This window comes from Pleomorphochaeta naphthae (assembly GCF_055396005.1).
Map to the genome: position 1 here is coordinate 902,770 of NZ_AP042457.1, position 16,887 is coordinate 919,656.

General features: G+C 28.8%; 13 protein-coding genes, 3 tRNA genes and 1 pseudogene. 4 read left to right on the forward strand and 13 right to left on the reverse strand.

Going from position 1 to position 16,887, the window contains the following annotated elements; all coding sequences use genetic code 11:
- Positions 1-6 precede the first annotated feature (6 nt).
- The 7 genes from ACZ5SO_RS04165 to ACZ5SO_RS04195 all read right to left on the reverse strand — a co-directional run bounded on the left by ACZ5SO_RS04165 (position 7) and on the right by ACZ5SO_RS04195 (position 9,490).
- Positions 7-813: a zinc ribbon domain-containing protein gene (locus ACZ5SO_RS04165; RefSeq protein WP_464627009.1), complete on the reverse strand. Its 807-nt coding sequence runs from the start codon at positions 811-813 to the stop codon at positions 7-9.
- 166 nt (positions 814-979) lie between these two features.
- Complete coding sequence (rpoD, locus tag ACZ5SO_RS04170) at positions 980-2,959, reverse strand: RNA polymerase sigma factor RpoD (RefSeq protein WP_464627011.1); 1,980 nt, start codon at positions 2,957-2,959, stop codon at positions 980-982.
- A 14-nt stretch (positions 2,960-2,973) separates the two neighbouring features.
- On the reverse strand, positions 2,974-4,782 hold the full coding sequence (dnaG, locus tag ACZ5SO_RS04175; protein WP_464627013.1) for a DNA primase: 1,809 nt from the start codon (positions 4,780-4,782) through the stop codon (positions 2,974-2,976).
- Between the two features lie 8 nt (positions 4,783-4,790).
- Complete coding sequence (locus ACZ5SO_RS04180; protein ID WP_464627014.1) at positions 4,791-5,228, reverse strand: YkgJ family cysteine cluster protein; 438 nt, start codon at positions 5,226-5,228, stop codon at positions 4,791-4,793.
- A 55-nt stretch (positions 5,229-5,283) separates the two neighbouring features.
- Positions 5,284-5,365 (reverse strand) — tRNA-Tyr (locus tag ACZ5SO_RS04185).
- A gap of 214 nt (positions 5,366-5,579) precedes the next feature.
- A complete protein-coding gene (locus ACZ5SO_RS04190) occupies positions 5,580-7,409 on the reverse strand; it encodes an extracellular solute-binding protein (RefSeq protein ID WP_464627016.1) in 1,830 nt (609 codons plus the stop codon).
- Positions 7,388-9,490 (reverse strand): ATP-binding response regulator, encoded by a 2,103-nt coding sequence (locus ACZ5SO_RS04195; RefSeq protein ID WP_464627018.1) that lies wholly within the window; start codon positions 9,488-9,490, stop codon positions 7,388-7,390. The genes ACZ5SO_RS04190 and ACZ5SO_RS04195 overlap by 22 nt, the downstream gene beginning before the upstream one ends.
- 203 nt (positions 9,491-9,693) lie before the next feature.
- Between ACZ5SO_RS04195 and ACZ5SO_RS04200 the strand changes: the two genes are divergently transcribed.
- Positions 9,694-9,767 (forward strand) — tRNA-Thr (locus ACZ5SO_RS04200).
- A gap of 22 nt (positions 9,768-9,789) precedes the next feature.
- A tRNA-Thr gene (locus tag ACZ5SO_RS04205) sits at positions 9,790-9,863 on the forward strand.
- A gap of 122 nt (positions 9,864-9,985) precedes the next feature.
- Here the strand turns inward: ACZ5SO_RS04205 and aroH are convergent.
- Genes aroH through ACZ5SO_RS04220 form a run of 3 tightly spaced genes read right to left on the reverse strand, consistent with a single transcriptional unit; the run spans position 9,986 to position 11,336 of the window.
- Positions 9,986-10,360, reverse strand: a complete 375-nt coding sequence (gene aroH, locus ACZ5SO_RS04210; protein WP_464627020.1) for a chorismate mutase — start codon at positions 10,358-10,360, stop codon at positions 9,986-9,988.
- Between the two features lie 13 nt (positions 10,361-10,373).
- The gene (locus ACZ5SO_RS04215; RefSeq protein WP_464627022.1) at positions 10,374-10,712 is read right to left on the reverse strand and encodes a hypothetical protein; all 339 of its coding nucleotides are present in this window, start codon (positions 10,710-10,712) and stop codon (positions 10,374-10,376) included.
- Complete coding sequence (locus ACZ5SO_RS04220; RefSeq protein WP_464627023.1) at positions 10,713-11,336, reverse strand: thiamine diphosphokinase; 624 nt, start codon at positions 11,334-11,336, stop codon at positions 10,713-10,715. It lies immediately after the preceding gene.
- Between the two features lie 295 nt (positions 11,337-11,631).
- On the opposite strand from ACZ5SO_RS04220, the gene ACZ5SO_RS04225 reads away from it, so the two are divergent.
- Positions 11,632-12,942 carry a DUF1015 domain-containing protein gene (locus tag ACZ5SO_RS04225; protein ID WP_464627025.1) on the forward strand — a complete coding sequence of 437 codons (1,311 nt, stop codon included), beginning with the start codon at positions 11,632-11,634 and terminating at the stop codon, positions 12,940-12,942.
- 59 nt (positions 12,943-13,001) lie between these two features.
- Here the strand turns inward: ACZ5SO_RS04225 and ACZ5SO_RS04230 are convergent, their stop codons facing one another.
- Entirely contained in the window at positions 13,002-13,577 is a 576-nt protein-coding gene (locus ACZ5SO_RS04230; RefSeq protein WP_464627027.1) for an L-threonylcarbamoyladenylate synthase, read from the reverse strand.
- Complete coding sequence (locus ACZ5SO_RS04235; RefSeq protein ID WP_464627028.1) at positions 13,570-14,022, reverse strand: hypothetical protein; 453 nt, start codon at positions 14,020-14,022, stop codon at positions 13,570-13,572. Before ACZ5SO_RS04235 ends, ACZ5SO_RS04230 begins: the two co-directional genes overlap by 8 nt.
- Positions 14,023-14,096: 74 nt before the next feature.
- On the opposite strand from ACZ5SO_RS04235, the gene ACZ5SO_RS04240 reads away from it, so the two are divergent.
- Positions 14,097-15,806 carry a hypothetical protein gene (locus tag ACZ5SO_RS04240; protein WP_464627030.1) on the forward strand — a complete coding sequence of 570 codons (1,710 nt, stop codon included), beginning with the start codon at positions 14,097-14,099 and terminating at the stop codon, positions 15,804-15,806.
- A 135-nt stretch (positions 15,807-15,941) separates the two neighbouring features.
- Here ACZ5SO_RS04240 and ACZ5SO_RS04245 read toward each other — a convergent pair.
- Positions 15,942-16,850: pseudogene (locus ACZ5SO_RS04245) on the reverse strand (ribonuclease Z); the annotation flags it as partial.
- Positions 16,851-16,887: the final 37 nt, after the last annotated feature.

The following is a 16,887-nucleotide window of genomic DNA, read 5'->3' on the forward strand; positions in this document are numbered from 1 at the left end:
AATTTACTAAATATTATCTAAGTCAAATTCATCTTCATCAGCAAATGTTGTTAATGAACCTTCCTCGATTTCCATAGTATCTGTATCTGGTGCTAGTGCTGTTTCTTCATAATAAAGAACACGAGAACAATAAGGACAGAATTCTATCTTTTCTAAACTTCTTACATCGTTAACAAATTGAACTGGTAAAAGCATGTGGCAACCTTCACATACGTTATCGTGAATTGGTACAATACCAGAACCTTCTTTGTTTTTTACGATGCTTGAGAATTTTTTAAATAGATCAGGAGAGATTTCATAATCTTCTACAATTTTGTTACATTCTTCTTCTAAACTATTTTTTTCATTTAATTTATCTACTAAAATTTGGTCATGCTTAGCTTCTTCTTCTTTAACTTCTGCATCAATTTCTTCAAGAACTGCACGTTTTGATTCTAGTTCTTCTTTTAATTCAGTTAAAGACTTTTCTTTAGCATGTAACTGTTTTAATAAGTTTTGTTCTAAGATATGTGAATCACTAATTTGCTTTTCTAAAGCTTCAAATTCTCTTTGAGTTGAAATGACTTCCATCTGTTTTTGATTATTTTCATGAGCAACTACAGCATTATCATATTCAAAACGAAGAGTTTTACATTCTTTTTCAATAGTTTGAACATTTAAATTTAATTCATCAAAATCACTTCTTATTTTATCAAGTTGTGCTTTTTTTATTTTTAAATCATGTGGAAGTTGTTTAATCTCTTCTTCTACGCGAAATTTCGCTTTTAAGCTATCTTGAAGTTTTGCTAGCTTTGTGAATACTTCTTTTTGCATCACTTTCTCCTGAAATCTAATCTTATCTCATAATTAATGAGTTTTAATATATGAATATACCCTACGATATCTTAATTCACATAGGTATAAAAGTTATCATAAATAATATTTATTATCAAGAATATTCTTATTAATTACAATAAATATAATTTAACTTATCAAATACCTAGGTGTTTATAAAATCTTTCAATTGTTTAGCTCTTTTGGGATGTCTTAATCTTCTTAGAGCTTTTGCTTCAATTTGTCTGATTCTTTCTCTAGTTACACCAAAGTATAATCCAACTTCCTCTAGTGTTAATGAATATCCTCCATCAATACCAAATCTCATTTTTAATACTTCTTGTTCCCTAGCTGGTAATGTATGTAATACATCTAATAGTTGTTCTTGTAAAAGTCTGTAAGCTGTTTGAGTTGCTGGATTTTCTACATCTTTGTCTTCAATAAAATCAGATAATAATGAATCTTCTTCTTCTCCAACAGGTGTTTCTAAAGATATTGGTTCTCTAGCAACATTTTTAACAGTTTTAACTTTCTTTTCATCCCATCCAAGTCTATCAGCAATTTCTTCATCTGAAGGGTCTCTTCCTAAAGATTGCATCAATAAACGAGATTCACGAACAACTTTGTTGATCTGTTCTATCATGTGAACAGGTACACGAATAGTACGTGCTTGGTCGCTAATAGATCTTGTAATAGCTTGTCTAATCCACCAAGTAGCATATGTGCTAAATTTGTAGCCCTTACGATATTCAAACTTCTCAACAGCTTTTATTAGGCCAATATTTCCTTCTTGTACTAAATCAAAGAAATGTAAGCCTCTGTTTGTATATTTTTTTGCTATTGATACAACTAAACGTAAATTAGCTTTGATTAATCTATCCTTAGCTGTTTTCATCATTTTTCTACCACGTTTAATTACAACAGCTTGCTCTAATATCTCATTTCTAGGAGCTTCAAAGGTTTGTTCAATTTCTTTTAACGTTTTTTCAGTTTGTTGATAAGTTGATATAAGTTCTTTTATTTCATAAGCACTCATATTTAACTCTTCTTCAATCAACTTACTCTTTGATCTAGTAGCTAAGTCTCTTCCTAGTTGTCTTAACTCTTTGGTGGATGTAATATTTAATTTGTTTTGTAAACTTTGCATTAAATCCATCAATTCAACAATTGATAATTCTGCATTAACATATCTTTCTGTAAAAGCTGTTAACTCTTCAGGTTGTAAATCCACATTATTTAAAGCAGCAAAAAGTTTTACTCTTTTCTTTTGTAATTTACTATCTTTTAAGAAATCTTGACCTTTAGAAATTAAGTCTTCTTTCATACTTTGATATTCTTTTATCAATGATTTAAAAGGATTTAATTGCTCTCTGTAATACTGATTGTATCTTTTTTGTTCAGCATATAGCTCTTTTAGTTCTTTTTGAGAGAATTCCATCTCTGTTTCATCAATCTTAGCTTCTAATTTTTTAATAATGTCTATAAAGAAAGAAATTAAGATACCATTATCTTTTATTACTTCAAGAATAATAGCATTTCCTTCTTCCATTTTTTTTGAAAGAATAACTTCATCTTCAGCAGTTAAAAGCTTTTCTTTACCAATTTCTCTTAAGTATAATCGAATAGGATCATCAACATCACCTTTTGAATTAGTTAATACTGTTGATTTTTTTTCTTCTTTTGCTGTAGCTGAGCTACTGCTTCCAATTGAATTTATATCGAAAACTTTTTCACTTGAACCTACTGTATCTTCAGAGTCGAAAGAAAAAGCTGAGATATCTGTTGAGTCTAAGATTGCATCTTCTTCATCCTCGTCCTCATCATCACTTTCACTTTCCTCATCTTCATCTTCTTCATCGTCTACATCATCTTTAACAAAAGCATCATCATCAGGATCTTCTTCTACTTCATTAAAAGCAGATTCATCAGGTTCAACTTCGATTTCAGTAAGTATCTCTTCAAGGATTTCTCTGTTTTCTATTGAAAGGTCAGATTTCAAAGGTACTTCTAGTTCATTATCTTCAGAAACTTTTTTAGCTTTTTTATCAGCTTTTTTTGATTGAAAAGTACTTTTTGATGTTGAATTGTCATCACTAGCACTTTTGTATAATAATCCAAAATTTAAAAGAAAGTCTTTATCCAGCATTCTTTAGTTTTTCCTTATAGTTTGGTTTTCGGGACTAATTTGCCCCTTAATTCTGCGATATCTCGATCTAATAAGATTTGATCTTTTAATAACATTTTTATGCTTTCGATATCATTCGAAGATTGAGCTATTTCTAATATCTCTTCATATCTCTTTTTTTCAGCTTCTAGACTTCTCAGTCTTATTCTATTTATCCCTTCTTTAATTTGTGGTATGCAGTATTTTTCTTTAAATTCTTCCATGTAATAGGAAGATGAAACATCTGCCTTTATTTGTGGGTCTTGAATAAGCTGCAAGAAATAATCATTTCCACAATCTTCATCATTTAATCTAAAATAATCCTCTAATATATTAAATAATGATATTGCCTCCTCATCCTTGAGATCGTTTGTTGTTATATTTTTTCGAAATTGTTTAAAATGTTTTCTGTTATTTACTATAACCAACATTAAAAACAAATCTAAATTAAACCTATCTTTTGTTAATGGTAAAATGTCAATTTTAACATTATCTTTTCTCCCATGTACTATCTTATTAGCATTTTCTTTGTTATATTGTTTAATAACACTATTGTGATGTACTTTAAGCATTTCTGCTAATCTCTGAAGTAAAGAATCTTTTTCAATTTCAGAAGATGTAGCATCTATGTAGGGTTTCACATATTTAAAAATTTCATCTTTACCTTTCGAATTCTTTATATCATATAATTTTATTGCATTATTGACAAGATACATAAACCCTTCTGTTGGATTAGATAGCGCTTTTTTTAATCCCTCTTCCCCTCTTTTTTCTAACATTTCGGCAGGATCGTTAAATTCTGTCAAATTTATGACGTAATTTGATATCCCTTGTGCCTGTAAAATGTTTAATGTTTTAACAGTTGCTTTAATTCCAGCTTCATCATTATCGAATAAAACTGTTGCTTGATTTACGTATCTACTGAGTAATCTTGCTTGCTCTGGTGTAAATGCAGTGCCTAAGGATGCAACAGCATAATCTATATTTGCTTGATGTAAGGCAATAACATCGAAATTACCTTCACAAATTATCACTTTCTTTTTAGTTTTTAAAGCCTCTAGAGATTCATAAATTCCAAATAAATTATTCTTTTTTGAATAAATTAATGTTTCTGGCGAATTTCTATATTTTGCTTTAGATATACCAGATAAATCTCTAGCAGAAAAAGCAACGGTTTTTCCATCCCAAGTTCTAACAGGGAATATTAGCCTTCCATCAAAAAGGGAATCTTTTGAACCTTTATAAAAAATTCCACTATTATTTAAAAAATCATCTTTATAGTCACTGCTAGCTTTGATTCTGCTATGTAAAAATCCAGGATAACTTGGTAAATATCCTAGAGAAAATTTCTCAATCATTTCGTTATTAATATGTCTCTGTTGTAGATAATTTATTCCTGTTTTACCTATTTCAGAAAAAAGAATGTTATGCATAAAGATTCTACAACGATCATATAAAGAATAATATTCAGTTTTTTGCTTATAATTTGTATTTGATTTTTTTGTATCAAAATCTAAGGGCTCTCCAATTTCATCAGCTATCTTTATAATTGATTCATACCAACTCAGATGATCATATAATGAAACAAATTTAAAGATGTCCCCACTAACTCCACAACCAAAACAATGGAAATATTGTTTATCATCATGGATATAAAAACTAGGTGTTTTTTCTTCATGGAAAGGACAACAACAAACATAATCGCTACCTCTTTTGTGTTTTACATCAGCATAGCGAGAAATATATTGAGATAAAGATATTTTATTTTTTATTTTATCTATTGTTTGCTGTGATATCTTTGGCACTTTTTCTCCTATTGAATTATCTTAGATACAAAATTGTTCATTAAATCTAAGTTATGCTTAATTTCTTTGATTTTTATTTTTTTCCCCTTATTTATACCGGGACAAGTTTTGGCCTCTTCTTCCCAGGCTTCACGTGATTCAATAATATTGGGCCAAAATGGGTATGTTCGACATTGTAAAGGTCTACTTTCATAACAACTGCATCCTTTATCTGTTAAAAATATACAATCAAAATTTTCTTTTTCTAAAAGACTAATTCTATATCCAAAACCAATGGATATTTTTCTACAATATGTTTTAATAAATGTATCTTCATCCATTGAAAAATGATTACAGAGGTTTCGAAGATCTTCTTCACTAAGAAATACATAACCTGGTTCGCAACTGCAACAATAATTGCAACCTTGACATTCAAATTCAAGACCTTTTTTATAAAAAGTGCTCATATAACCTCTCAGATTAAAGCAAATAGGTCTTCTCATAAGAGAAGACCTACTATATTGGGGAGAGAAGGATTCGAACCTTCGAAGGCGGAGCCAACAGATTTACAGTCTGCCCCCTTTGACCGCTCGGGAACCTCCCCGTGTCATTCAGACAAGTAGGAATATAAATAATATTACTAATTTAGTCAACCAATTTTTAAAAAAACTCAAAAAATATTCAATTTCTGTATATTTTTAAAATTTCCTGCATTATGAAATATAATTATTTTTTCTCAATTACCTTTAATTATATCATAATTTTTATAAAAAAAAATATTTATACATATCTATTTATAAAAAACTTTTATAAATTGCTTATTTTGCTATGATTGTATAAGTGAATATCGATTGAGTGGATATATTATTATTTTCAATTATCCATTTATTTAAACAATCAATTACAGTTTTATCGTATAAAATTGGATTAGGGAGATCAAATCCATCAATATAAAAGTTTGAATTAGTTATAAAATTGTAATAACCATCGAGAAGAATCTGTTCTATAGATCCATCTTTTTTGATGATATAATAATCATCGTTTATCTTTTTAACACCATAATAAACTATTGAGGTAGCATAAGTATTTAAAAAATCTATTAATTGTTCACCTGTAAAGATTGAATAAAGTATTTTTTGATTGGTTGAATCAAATAAATCAGCATTTTTGTTTGGGGGAATTATGTTGTATATGTCTTCCCAATAAATATCGCCTTGTTGTATGTAATACGGCGAAGAGGAGTACATCGATTCTAGTTGAGTTAAGTCTTCCATAAGCGAGCTAACTGTGACAACTGATATATCACAATCTACTTCATCGTAAATCGATTTAGCTATTATCATTGAACATTCTTTTGGAGACAAATCAGATTGGGTATTAGCTAATGCAACTTTATTCAATTCAAATCTACTGACTAAAACGTCTTGTTGCCAATAATTTTTAAATTCATTTCTATCTATTTTACCTGCTAAATATTGCTCTACTGCAGTTGTTAAGTATTCCTTTCCACGTTCAAAATTATGCAATTCAACTATTTGATTTTTTTCATGTGGAATAACTGATTTATAATAAGTATCGTATACAGAAGTTGAGAGACCCACTAGAGGTGTATATATACTATTTTCTTCATATATAATTTCAGTATCACCTACTTTTCCAAGTATTGTAGATAAAACTGTATCTAAAATTTCTTTTTTATCTCTCATGCTATCATTGTTTACACCTATATAAACTTGATTTTCAGATATGACGTAGTTTTTGTTGTCTAATGATGAATAATATGGAAGAGCAACCATATCAGAAGTAAAATATGGTTTTATTTGATCTATATCATTTGTAGTTAGTTCAAATATTCCGATCTCTCCATTTTTAAAACGCTCTAAAGCCTCACTAAAATTATCATTTTGAGCGTCTATTTGTTCTAATGATATGTTTTTAAAGTTGTCCATAAAATCAAAGGTTTGTGTTAAATCAAAGCTTGTTACATCTGCTATTCCAGTTTCCAAGTCTTGAGCCCATTTAAAGCCTTTTATTGTTAAACCATCTGTAAGTGAGAAAGCATAATCAAAAAGAGAATTGGCTAATGAAGTGTCGCTATTGTAGTCAAAATATACGGAGCTTGGAAAGTTTTTAAGTTTAGGGATAATATTTAATAAATCCTTTCCACTTGTTGGTATTGGTAAATTGTTTTTTTCAAAGAATACTTTATTGATTAATATATACTTTTTTGTATCGGTAAAAGGGATTAAATATATTTTCCCATTCTGGTCCATTTTTTTTAATGAATTAAAAGATGAGGAAGGAAAAAATGATTTGCCTGCGAGATTTGCTAAATTAGTAGTGCTGTCTTTTTCTATATATTTAGAGATTATTATATCGCAGTCAAAATTGTTTTGCATCATTGAATCTATAAAATATTTCTCATTTGTTACTATGTTTGTAATAAATGAAAAATTATATTCAGGAAATTGATTTTTTAGAGAAAATAACCATTCTTTTGTGCCTTCATTAATATCATAATCTACAAATATCGTAATTTGGCTTTTATTTTCATTTGAAGAACTTAGTGTATACTTTGAAAATGATAAAACTAAAGTTAATAATAAAATTGTAATTCCAATAATTTTTACTTTGCTAAGATTTGACATATTGAATCCTTTAATTCTTTTATATCTACTGGCTTGCATAAAATTGCTTGAACATCTGAATCAATTTTTGCGCCTTCATCCTTTGCGTTTGCACTCATGATTATTATTGGTATTTTATGATCTTCTCTTTCTGTGGCCCTAATTTGTTTAATTACTTGATATCCATCAATAATAGGCATTCGGATATCTGTTAAAATTAAAGAATAATAATTAGTAGGATGTTTAAAAAACATATCTAAACCTATTTTTCCATTTTCAGCCGATTCTACTTTCATTCCTAAACTCTGTAGTTGTTTTTCTCCTATGAGGCGATTGATTGGATGATCTTCTATAAATAGAACTCTTAATGATGTAAAATCTATATTCTCACAAACTGATGATGGAAGGGTAAAGGAATTTGAAACTCTCTCTAAATTTATTTTAACTATAAATTCAGAACCTAGGCCTTTTTCGCTCAATACTTTAATTGAACCATTCATCAGTTTGACTAAGCTATCTACAATTGTTAAGCCTAGACCAGACCCTCCATAAACTGAGGATGTGCTTGAATCTTCTTGAATGTATGGAGTAAATAAATCTTTCATGAATTCTTTACTCATTCCAATTCCAGTGTCTTTTACAATTATAGTTATTGTGTCTGTATTTGTATCAAATTCCTCAGTTTGGACTATTATATCGACAGAACCTTTTTTAGGAGTAAATTTAATTGCATTGGAAATTAAATTCATTAATATTTGAGACATTCTTAATTTGTCTCCCTTGTACCAAAGTTCTTGATTAAAGTTATATTTGAAATTGAAGTCTAAATCTTTTTCACTTGCTTTAGGTTGATTTATTATCTCTATTTGAGAAATTAATTCTTTTAATGAAAATGGTTCAATATTTAAATTAAACTTTCCACTTTCAAGTTTGCTTAAATCTAATATATCGTTAATTATCTCTAGCATGTAGTTTGCAGAAGAGTTTACTTTAGCTAATGAATCTTCCATTATTTTTGCATCGTTAATGTTTTCTTTAGCAATTTGGGTCATACCAACAATAGCAGAGAGTGGTGTTCTCATATCATGACTCATTTGAGAGAGGAATTCACTTCTAGTTTGAGCTGCCCTCTCCCTAACTTCAGATTCAAACTTTGTTCTATTTCTTTGAGCAATTATTTTATAAATAACTATGGCAAGTATTAATATTAATAAAACAATTGAGAATATTACATAATAAGCAAATCTCAAAGTTCTTGTAACATCATTTATTAATCTATTTGATACAATTGAAACTGGTATTAAGCTTATTATATATTCTTTCCCATTATTAAAAGATTCATATTGAATTAACCATCTTTCATCTAATTGGAAATAATGATAATTACTTTTTCCTAAAAAAAAGTCTTCTTCTATTCTTGCAACTGTCTCTTCATCAACGTTTAATTCTTTAAGCGATGCAAAAAGATTATAGCCCATGATATTATAATCATCTTTTTGAGGACTTATTAACAAACGTCCCATATAGTCACAAACAAAGGACATTCCGTAGTTTCCAAATAATGGTAGTGTCATTCTCTCTCTATAAGAACTCTCACTTGTTGCAAACATTAAAGCTACAATTTTTAAACCATCTACGTAAAAATGATCTATGGGTTGGCCTGTAATTAGATAATTTTGTCCTGTTGCCAGTCTTTCAAAACTAGAGATTTCTTCGTTATTTATAATTAATGAAGTTAATAGATTGTCATTTTGTAATTCAAATAATGAACCATCGACATTGTAGCAATGACCATTTTCATCAACTAAAACTAGTAGAGAATCGTTATTAGTATCTAAGGTAGCATAATTTGCCTTAGTTTCCTCGAAAGTGCTTGGTTTATTAGTTTTGAGCAATATAGATAGAAAAAGTAATTTAGAGGAAATATCGCTTCTAATTTCATTTGATCTACTTACTAATTGTTTCTCTATTTCACCAATGTATTGAACTCTTTCATCGTCTATACTATTTTCAAGTTCTTGATATGACTTTGTAAATGTATAAAATCCGATGAAAACAACTAATAACATAGTAAAAATAATAATTACACTTTTTCTATTCATTAATTTTTCTCTTATTGTTTGATACTATCATATAATAATGAGATAACTCAACTGTTTTTTTATTTTAAACAATTGTATAGGTTACTTTACTATCAGTATTTTAGGTAAAATAATTGATAAATAGCCAATAATTTAAAAAAAATAATTATTTTTTTGTTTTCTATTGACACCAAAGCCCATCTTTTGTATATTCCCAATTGTTCGCCACCTTAGCTCAGCTGGCCAGAGCACGTGATTTGTAATCTCGGGGTCGTCAGTTCGAATCTGACAGGTGGCTATATATTATTTTTATTTCTTTTGCCACCTTAGCTCAGCTGGCCAGAGCACGTGATTTGTAATCTCGGGGTCGTCAGTTCGAATCTGACAGGTGGCTTTTTTTATCTCCAAATGCTGATATAGCCTCACATATAAAAAATTAAGGCACTTTAATAAAGATTTTTTTTATCTTTTAAGTGCCTTTTAATTTATTTTAATCAAATGTTTTTATTTATTTAATTATTTATTTTCGTTTATTGCATATTCTTTTCTAAGAAGAGATGCTCGATTTAAATATACATGTTTTAATTGACTTTTATCTTTATAGCAAAGAATCATAATCCTAATAACCTTTTCTAGCATGTTTTCTATTTCTGGCTCTTGAGAACAAAATAAAGCAACATCATTGCAGTAATTTGCTTTTCTAAGCGCAGCTGCTGGGTTTTTACTCTTTAAATCAGATGTAATTGTAAAATTTACATTGATTAAATCCTCTTCGCTTAAGTTATTGTATTCTAATAACTTCTCAAATAATTCTTTTACGCTTTTCTCAATTTCAATAGGATCATCTTTCTCAACTGTTGTTGCTCCTCGAAGTGCACTGATTTTATCCATTTTGTTCCTCTGTTTATATAATTATTGTTTTACCGGCTATATTCACTATGAATGAATACGATATATCAAGCACTATAATAAATAAAATTCTCAATAGATTAAATAAGAAAATCCTAGTTGGGAAGATTTTATCCTTAAAAAATAAGGATAAGGCATATATTAATATCCATATTCCAAAGACTAATGAAAAAAATAATAAAATTGAGAGCATTTTAGAAACAAATATCATGTACTCGTTATCTACATCATATGATAAGCCTAGAGTGTAATAAATAAATAAACCAAGGCTTAGCCAAATTATATACCAATGTACACGATTTCCTAATTCTAAAACTCTTCTAGATTCTAACATTTATATTTCATCCCTAGGTTGTAAAAAAGATACAAAAACACTTCCTGATGTGCACTCAACATCTAAATTTCCGTTGATTGCTTCATTTGAGAGTGAAAAATGATTGCTTGTAACAATAAAATTTTTTAAAGGCCATTTTAATTTTTCACAAGTTACAATTGCTTTAGAGCCTATGATAGCGTTTATTACACTAACTGTCTCTCCAATGCTTGTTTTAAATGTTTTTTTATTTTTTACTAGATAAAGTGCATCTTTTCTAGTTAGCCAACAGATAGGGGGCCCATAGTTTTTAAATATTCCCCAAATTCCAAGTAAGTGATCCATTCTACCCTCTCCTCCTCCAAGGAGAATATATTCGTCACAACCTTGGTCTCTAGCATAAAGTATTGCTAGTTCTGTGTCGGAAAAATCTTTATCTCTTTCGTATCTTTGATATTTTATATTATCTAATAACTCAACTTTTTTTAATGAATCAAAATCACCGATGGCCATATCACAATCAAGCCCTAAAATCTCAACGATTTCTAATCCTCCATCTGCAGCAATTATTAAATCACTATCTTTTGCAAAATCAGGAGGAAGTGATAAGGGGGCATTACCATTTGTGACTATTATTGCTCTCATCTTTCTATCCTTTTATGTTTTTAACTCTTGTATTTATATAATAAATGATTTTATCTTAATTATAAACTCTAATAAACTAAAAATTTAAAAATGATTTTTGTTTTTATATATTACTTGTTGTGACTATTTATATATTTTATATTTTATTGCGTTTTTTTTGAAATATTTATTAATTTTATTATCTATAATTTAAGTATAATACAAAAAAAATAATATATTACAAAAATAATGGTTGTCAAACTAATATATGTAATGTACTATAAATGCAGAAAAATTATAAAGAGAGGATAATTTTATGTCGTCAGCTAAAGAACGCTTAAGTGCCTTAGCACTTAATCCTGCAGATATTATGATTCCTAAAAGAGGAATATCATTAGAAAAATGGGCTGTTGTTGCTTGTGATCAATATACTTCAGATAGAGATTATTGGAAAAGAGTTAAAGATAATGTAGGCTCTAATCCAAGTACCTTAGATTTAATTTTCCCTGAAGTTTATCTTGAAGATGGAAATGAAGATGAGGTTATAGATAGTATTAATTCTAAAATGAAAGAATATGTTGAAAATGGTATTTTCACTACTTATGAAAACTGTTTTTTCTTAGTAAAAAGAAGTGTAAACAATACTCATAGATGGGGATTAGTTGGTGCTCTAGATTTAGAAAAATATGATTTTAGTGCTGATTCAAAATCTTTAATTAGAGCAACTGAAGGAACTATTCTCTCAAGAATTCCTCCCAGAAAGAAAATTAGAAAAAATGCTCCACTAGAACTTCCTCATATCATGGTTTTAATCAATGATGCTAAGAGAACTTTAATTGAACCTTTTACTAAAAATTTAGATTCTTTGACAAAGGTCTATGATACTCCATTAATGGAAAATGGTGGAAGGTTAGAAGGTTATTTGATAAATGGTGATGAAGCTTTTGAACAATTAGCAACTGCTCTAGAAGGCTTATATAATAAATTAGATTCTTCTAATCCTCTTTTATTTGCCATGGGAGATGGAAACCATTCTTTAGCTACTGCAAAGAGTTGTTGGGAAGATATTAAGAAAAATCTAAGTGAAGAAGAAAAAGCTACTCATAAAGCTAGATTTGCTTTAGTTGAGATTGAAAATATTCATGATGAAGGATTAGAGTTTGAGCCTATTCATAGAGTATTATTTAATTTTGATAAGGATAAGTTTGAGCAATTGTTATCTAATCATTGTAGTAGCTATGAAGTTACACAATATAACTCAAATGAAGAATTACAAAAAGCTATTAATAGTGTTGAAGGTCAAACTTTTGGCTTTGCTTCTAAAAAAGATGGTTTATTGTTATATAAATTAAATACTCCTGATGCTGCTATTGCCGCAGGAACTATTCAATTAATTCTTGATGAAATTATTGAAAACAAATTATGTTCTTTAGATTATATCCATGGTTTTAAAGATACAATTGATCTTGGAACTAAAGACAATAATATTGCTTTATTAATGCCTGATGTTTCAAAACATACTTTCTTTGATGCTATAATTAAAGATAAAGCCTTACCTAGAAAAACTTTCTCTATGGGAGAGGCTAATGAAAAACGTTATTACATGGAAGCTAGAGCTCTTAGTTAATTTGTTTATATTATAGTAATAAAAATCACCTTACTACTTTTGTAGCTTGGTGATTTTTTTTAATGTAAAAGATTCTCTGGAACTTTGTATTTCCCCTGTCTTAATATTTTAAAAGGTTTGTTTGTAGCATCAATTAATGTTGAAGGTGTGTTTCCTTGCATTTGGCTATCTACAATAAATGTTGGAACTCTGTTTTTGTAATTTAAAATTATATCCATTATATTGGTCAGATAAGAATGACCACTTTCATTTACACTAGTAGAATAAATTGGGGAGCCGAGCTTTACTAATACTGCTTGTAAGAACGGATCGGAGGGTACTCGAATGGCTAAAGTTCCACCCTCTTTTTTGTTTAAAATAGCAGTTAGAGGACAAGGCCACAAATCTAAAATTTCTTGTGGTACAAAACACAATTCTTTAGCTTGCTCTAGAGTGGCTAAAATTAAGAAGGGTTTTGTCTCTTCTCTATTTTTGATATTCCTTAAAGTTTTTTCAGCTTTTCCCATTTTAGCACATAAACCATAAATTGTATCACAAGGTAATACTATAACTTGGTCGTTTTTTAATTGCTCTATTGTCCTATCAAATGTTTTTTCTTGTTCAATATATAGGACTTCAGAATTTTCATCATTCATTTTTGTTCTCCATTTTTCTAGATATTATTAAATAACAAAGTGTAAATGCAATACCAATAGGTATTGATAATAAGAAAAATTGGTAGTTTTTCCAGCCTTCGAAATAATTTTTAGATTTTTTTTTATTTTTTAAAATAGGCTTATTATCGTTTTTGATTATATTTTCTTCTTCTTTCTCTTCTAAATATAAAATTTTATCGCCAGTATTGACATAACCTAATTCAAATGCTAAGTCGAGTACGTTTTCATGCGATTCTAGTGCTTCTCTTTCAATTTTTAAGTTTTCTATTTCATTCTCTATCTCTAAATTTATCTTTTTTTCTTCACTGTTGTTGCTTTTAAAATTCTTATAATGTATAATTCCTATGTCAGAAGCTACAATAATTAAAATAGAATAAGAAATTAGTGTACTTATTGTTAATATTTGGAAGATTTTTATTGTCATGGTTCACGCCATCCTATATAATATAAATAATAATGGCTGCATATATTATTGTAAAGACTCAGGTGGAGGTAATAATGTCAAAACGAACAGGCTATGTTAGGAATATATTTTTTTCAATTTTAATTTCTATTGTAATTTTTCTTGCATTAGGATTTTTTTCTATAAAATATTTAGTTCCTATATATGATTTAAAATCACAGGAAATTTATCAATTTTTAATATATTTGTTGCCTGTCTTAATTGGATTAGCTTTCATTGAACTTGGTTCAATAATTGCATCTAAAGAAGATAGGAATGAAGACAACGGTGAAGATTTACTTCCCAAAAACAGTTATGACGCTCCACTTTTTAATACTATTAGTGATGATCCATCTGAGAAGGTTAATCCTAATAATCTCACGCCAATCAATCCAACAGCCACTAATACTTATTCCTACACTGATTATTTAGATAACGAAATTGTTACTCGATTAAAAAAATATGATAAAGCTGAGATTATTAAAATGTTAGATACTTATGAATTAGGTGAATCAATTAATAAAGTTGTATCACCTTTTGATAAAGAACTAACTGATAAGATTTTTTCCTTATCTAAAAATGAAGCAATTAAGGCTCTTAAATGGATTGAAGATGGTTCGCCTCTGCCTATCGAGAATGCAGTTGTATTAAATAATTTGGATAATGATACTATAGAAAAGATAAAACTATTATCACAACGTGAAGCTACTATGGCTCTAAACTTTATAAATAGAAGTACACTTTATGCAAACTTAGAGAACATAGATGAAGCTAATTTACATGCTCTTTCCCAATTAGAAAATGATTTAGTCACTAAAGCAATTGAATGGGTTTATATGGGTTGTCCACAGCCAGCTGATCCAAGAGCAAAAGTATTTGAAAACTTAGATAAAGATACCTTATTACGCTTAGAAGAATATAATAGTATTCAAGTTAATGTCGGTTTGGATTACATCGATGATGGAGCTCCTGATGTCGAAACTCCTAATTCAGTTGTTCTTCCTAACTTACAACCTAAGACTGTTGATAGACTATTAGATTTTAGTGATGATGAAATTAATAAAGGCTTAGATACTTTAGAATATGATTTCTTAACCAAGTTAAATGAAAAAACTCTTGATAGATTAAGTTGTTATCCTGATGAAGAAATTAATCAAGGTTTAGATGCCCTAGACTATGATTTCTTAACCAATTTAAATGATGATACCATCGATAGGTTAAATGCTTATGATGATGAAAAAATCAATTCTGCTCTTGATTATATTGATCAAGGCCAACCAAAGATTGAAGAGTCCTTGCCATTTGATTCAGAAATTAGTGATGCGATTAGGCACTTTAGTTTAGAAGAAGCAAAAAATGCTGTTGAGTACGTTAAAACGGCAAGTCAATTTGATTCTCAACTTGGAGACTTATCTAATAATTTAGAAGATTTCTTAAATTCTGAATTAGCTGATAATAAAAAACAAGGTTTTAATTTTGATATTTCAATTGCTATATTCGATAAAGAAAATGTATTAAGTGATGATGTAAAAGATATATTATTTAGTAAATTACCTCCTTATACTTATATCTATGATACTTTAAATAGTAATAAAGCAATAATTTTCCCTTATGAAGGTAAGGATAAGGCGAAAAATTATATCGATTCTATTTTGAGAGAAGAAGCTGACTTATTAAATAATGAAGAGGTTAAAGTTGGTTATGCTGCTCAAGAAAATCGTGATGTAGATGCTAAATTATTAATAAATGAAGCATATTTAAATTAAATTAGTAATAAATAACAATTAAAAGAGAGCCCTAATTGGACTCTCTTTTAATTGTTATAAGAGTACTTCTACTCTATTTGTATTTATATAATTCCTTTTTTCTTTTGTTATTTCTATTGGGTTCCCATCATTAGGTATAGAGAATATCATGCGATCTTTAGTTAAAATAGTGTTTTCAAAAATTTCTTTTGCTTGGTACTTCAAGGCCTTTAGTTCAAAGTCATTATAGCGTGGACTATAGTGAATTAGAGCCAGCATCTGAACATTTGCATCATTAGCTATCTGAGCTGCTTGTGTGACACACATGTGTTTTTTCTCTTTAGCTATCTCTTCCATTCCAGCCTCAAACATTCCTTCGCAAAGTAGTAAGTCAACGTTTTTTATTTTTTTAGCGATAGACTTTAAGTAAAGAGTATCAGTTACATATGCAAAAGATCTCCCTTTCCTACTTTCTCCCATAACCATGTCGGAGGTTATTGTCTGTCCGTCACTATTAATTACAGATTCTCCTCTTTGAAGTCTTCCAAAATCTGGACCAACTGAAATTTTCAATGCTTGAGCTTTTTCTGGGAAAAATTCTCCTGGTCTATCTTTTTCTCTCATAACATATCCGAAGCAAGGTTTTGTATGATTTAATTTAATTGCTTCAATTGAATATTCATCATTATCAATTATTGTTCCTTCTTTAACTTCAATAAAGATAATTTCATAATTGATATACATATCTAATATTTTTCTTGAAGAATCAATGTATTCTTTTAGCTTTTTAGGACCGTAAATATATAAAGGTTCTACTCTATCGACTTGAGAAGATAACATTAAAATACCAGGAAGTCCTGTAACGTGATCTGCATGCATATGGGAAATAAAAATTTTATTAATTTTTTTCCACTTTAGGTTTAACATTTTTAAAGATACCTGGGTACCTTCACCGCAATCAAAGAGGAATAATTCCCCTTTCCTTCTTACCATCGAACTTGTTAGAAATCTACCTGGCAAAGGCATCATTCCACTAGTTCCTAATACAAAAACTTCTAAATCCATAAATTTATTATAAAAAATTAAACTGATGAAAGCAACA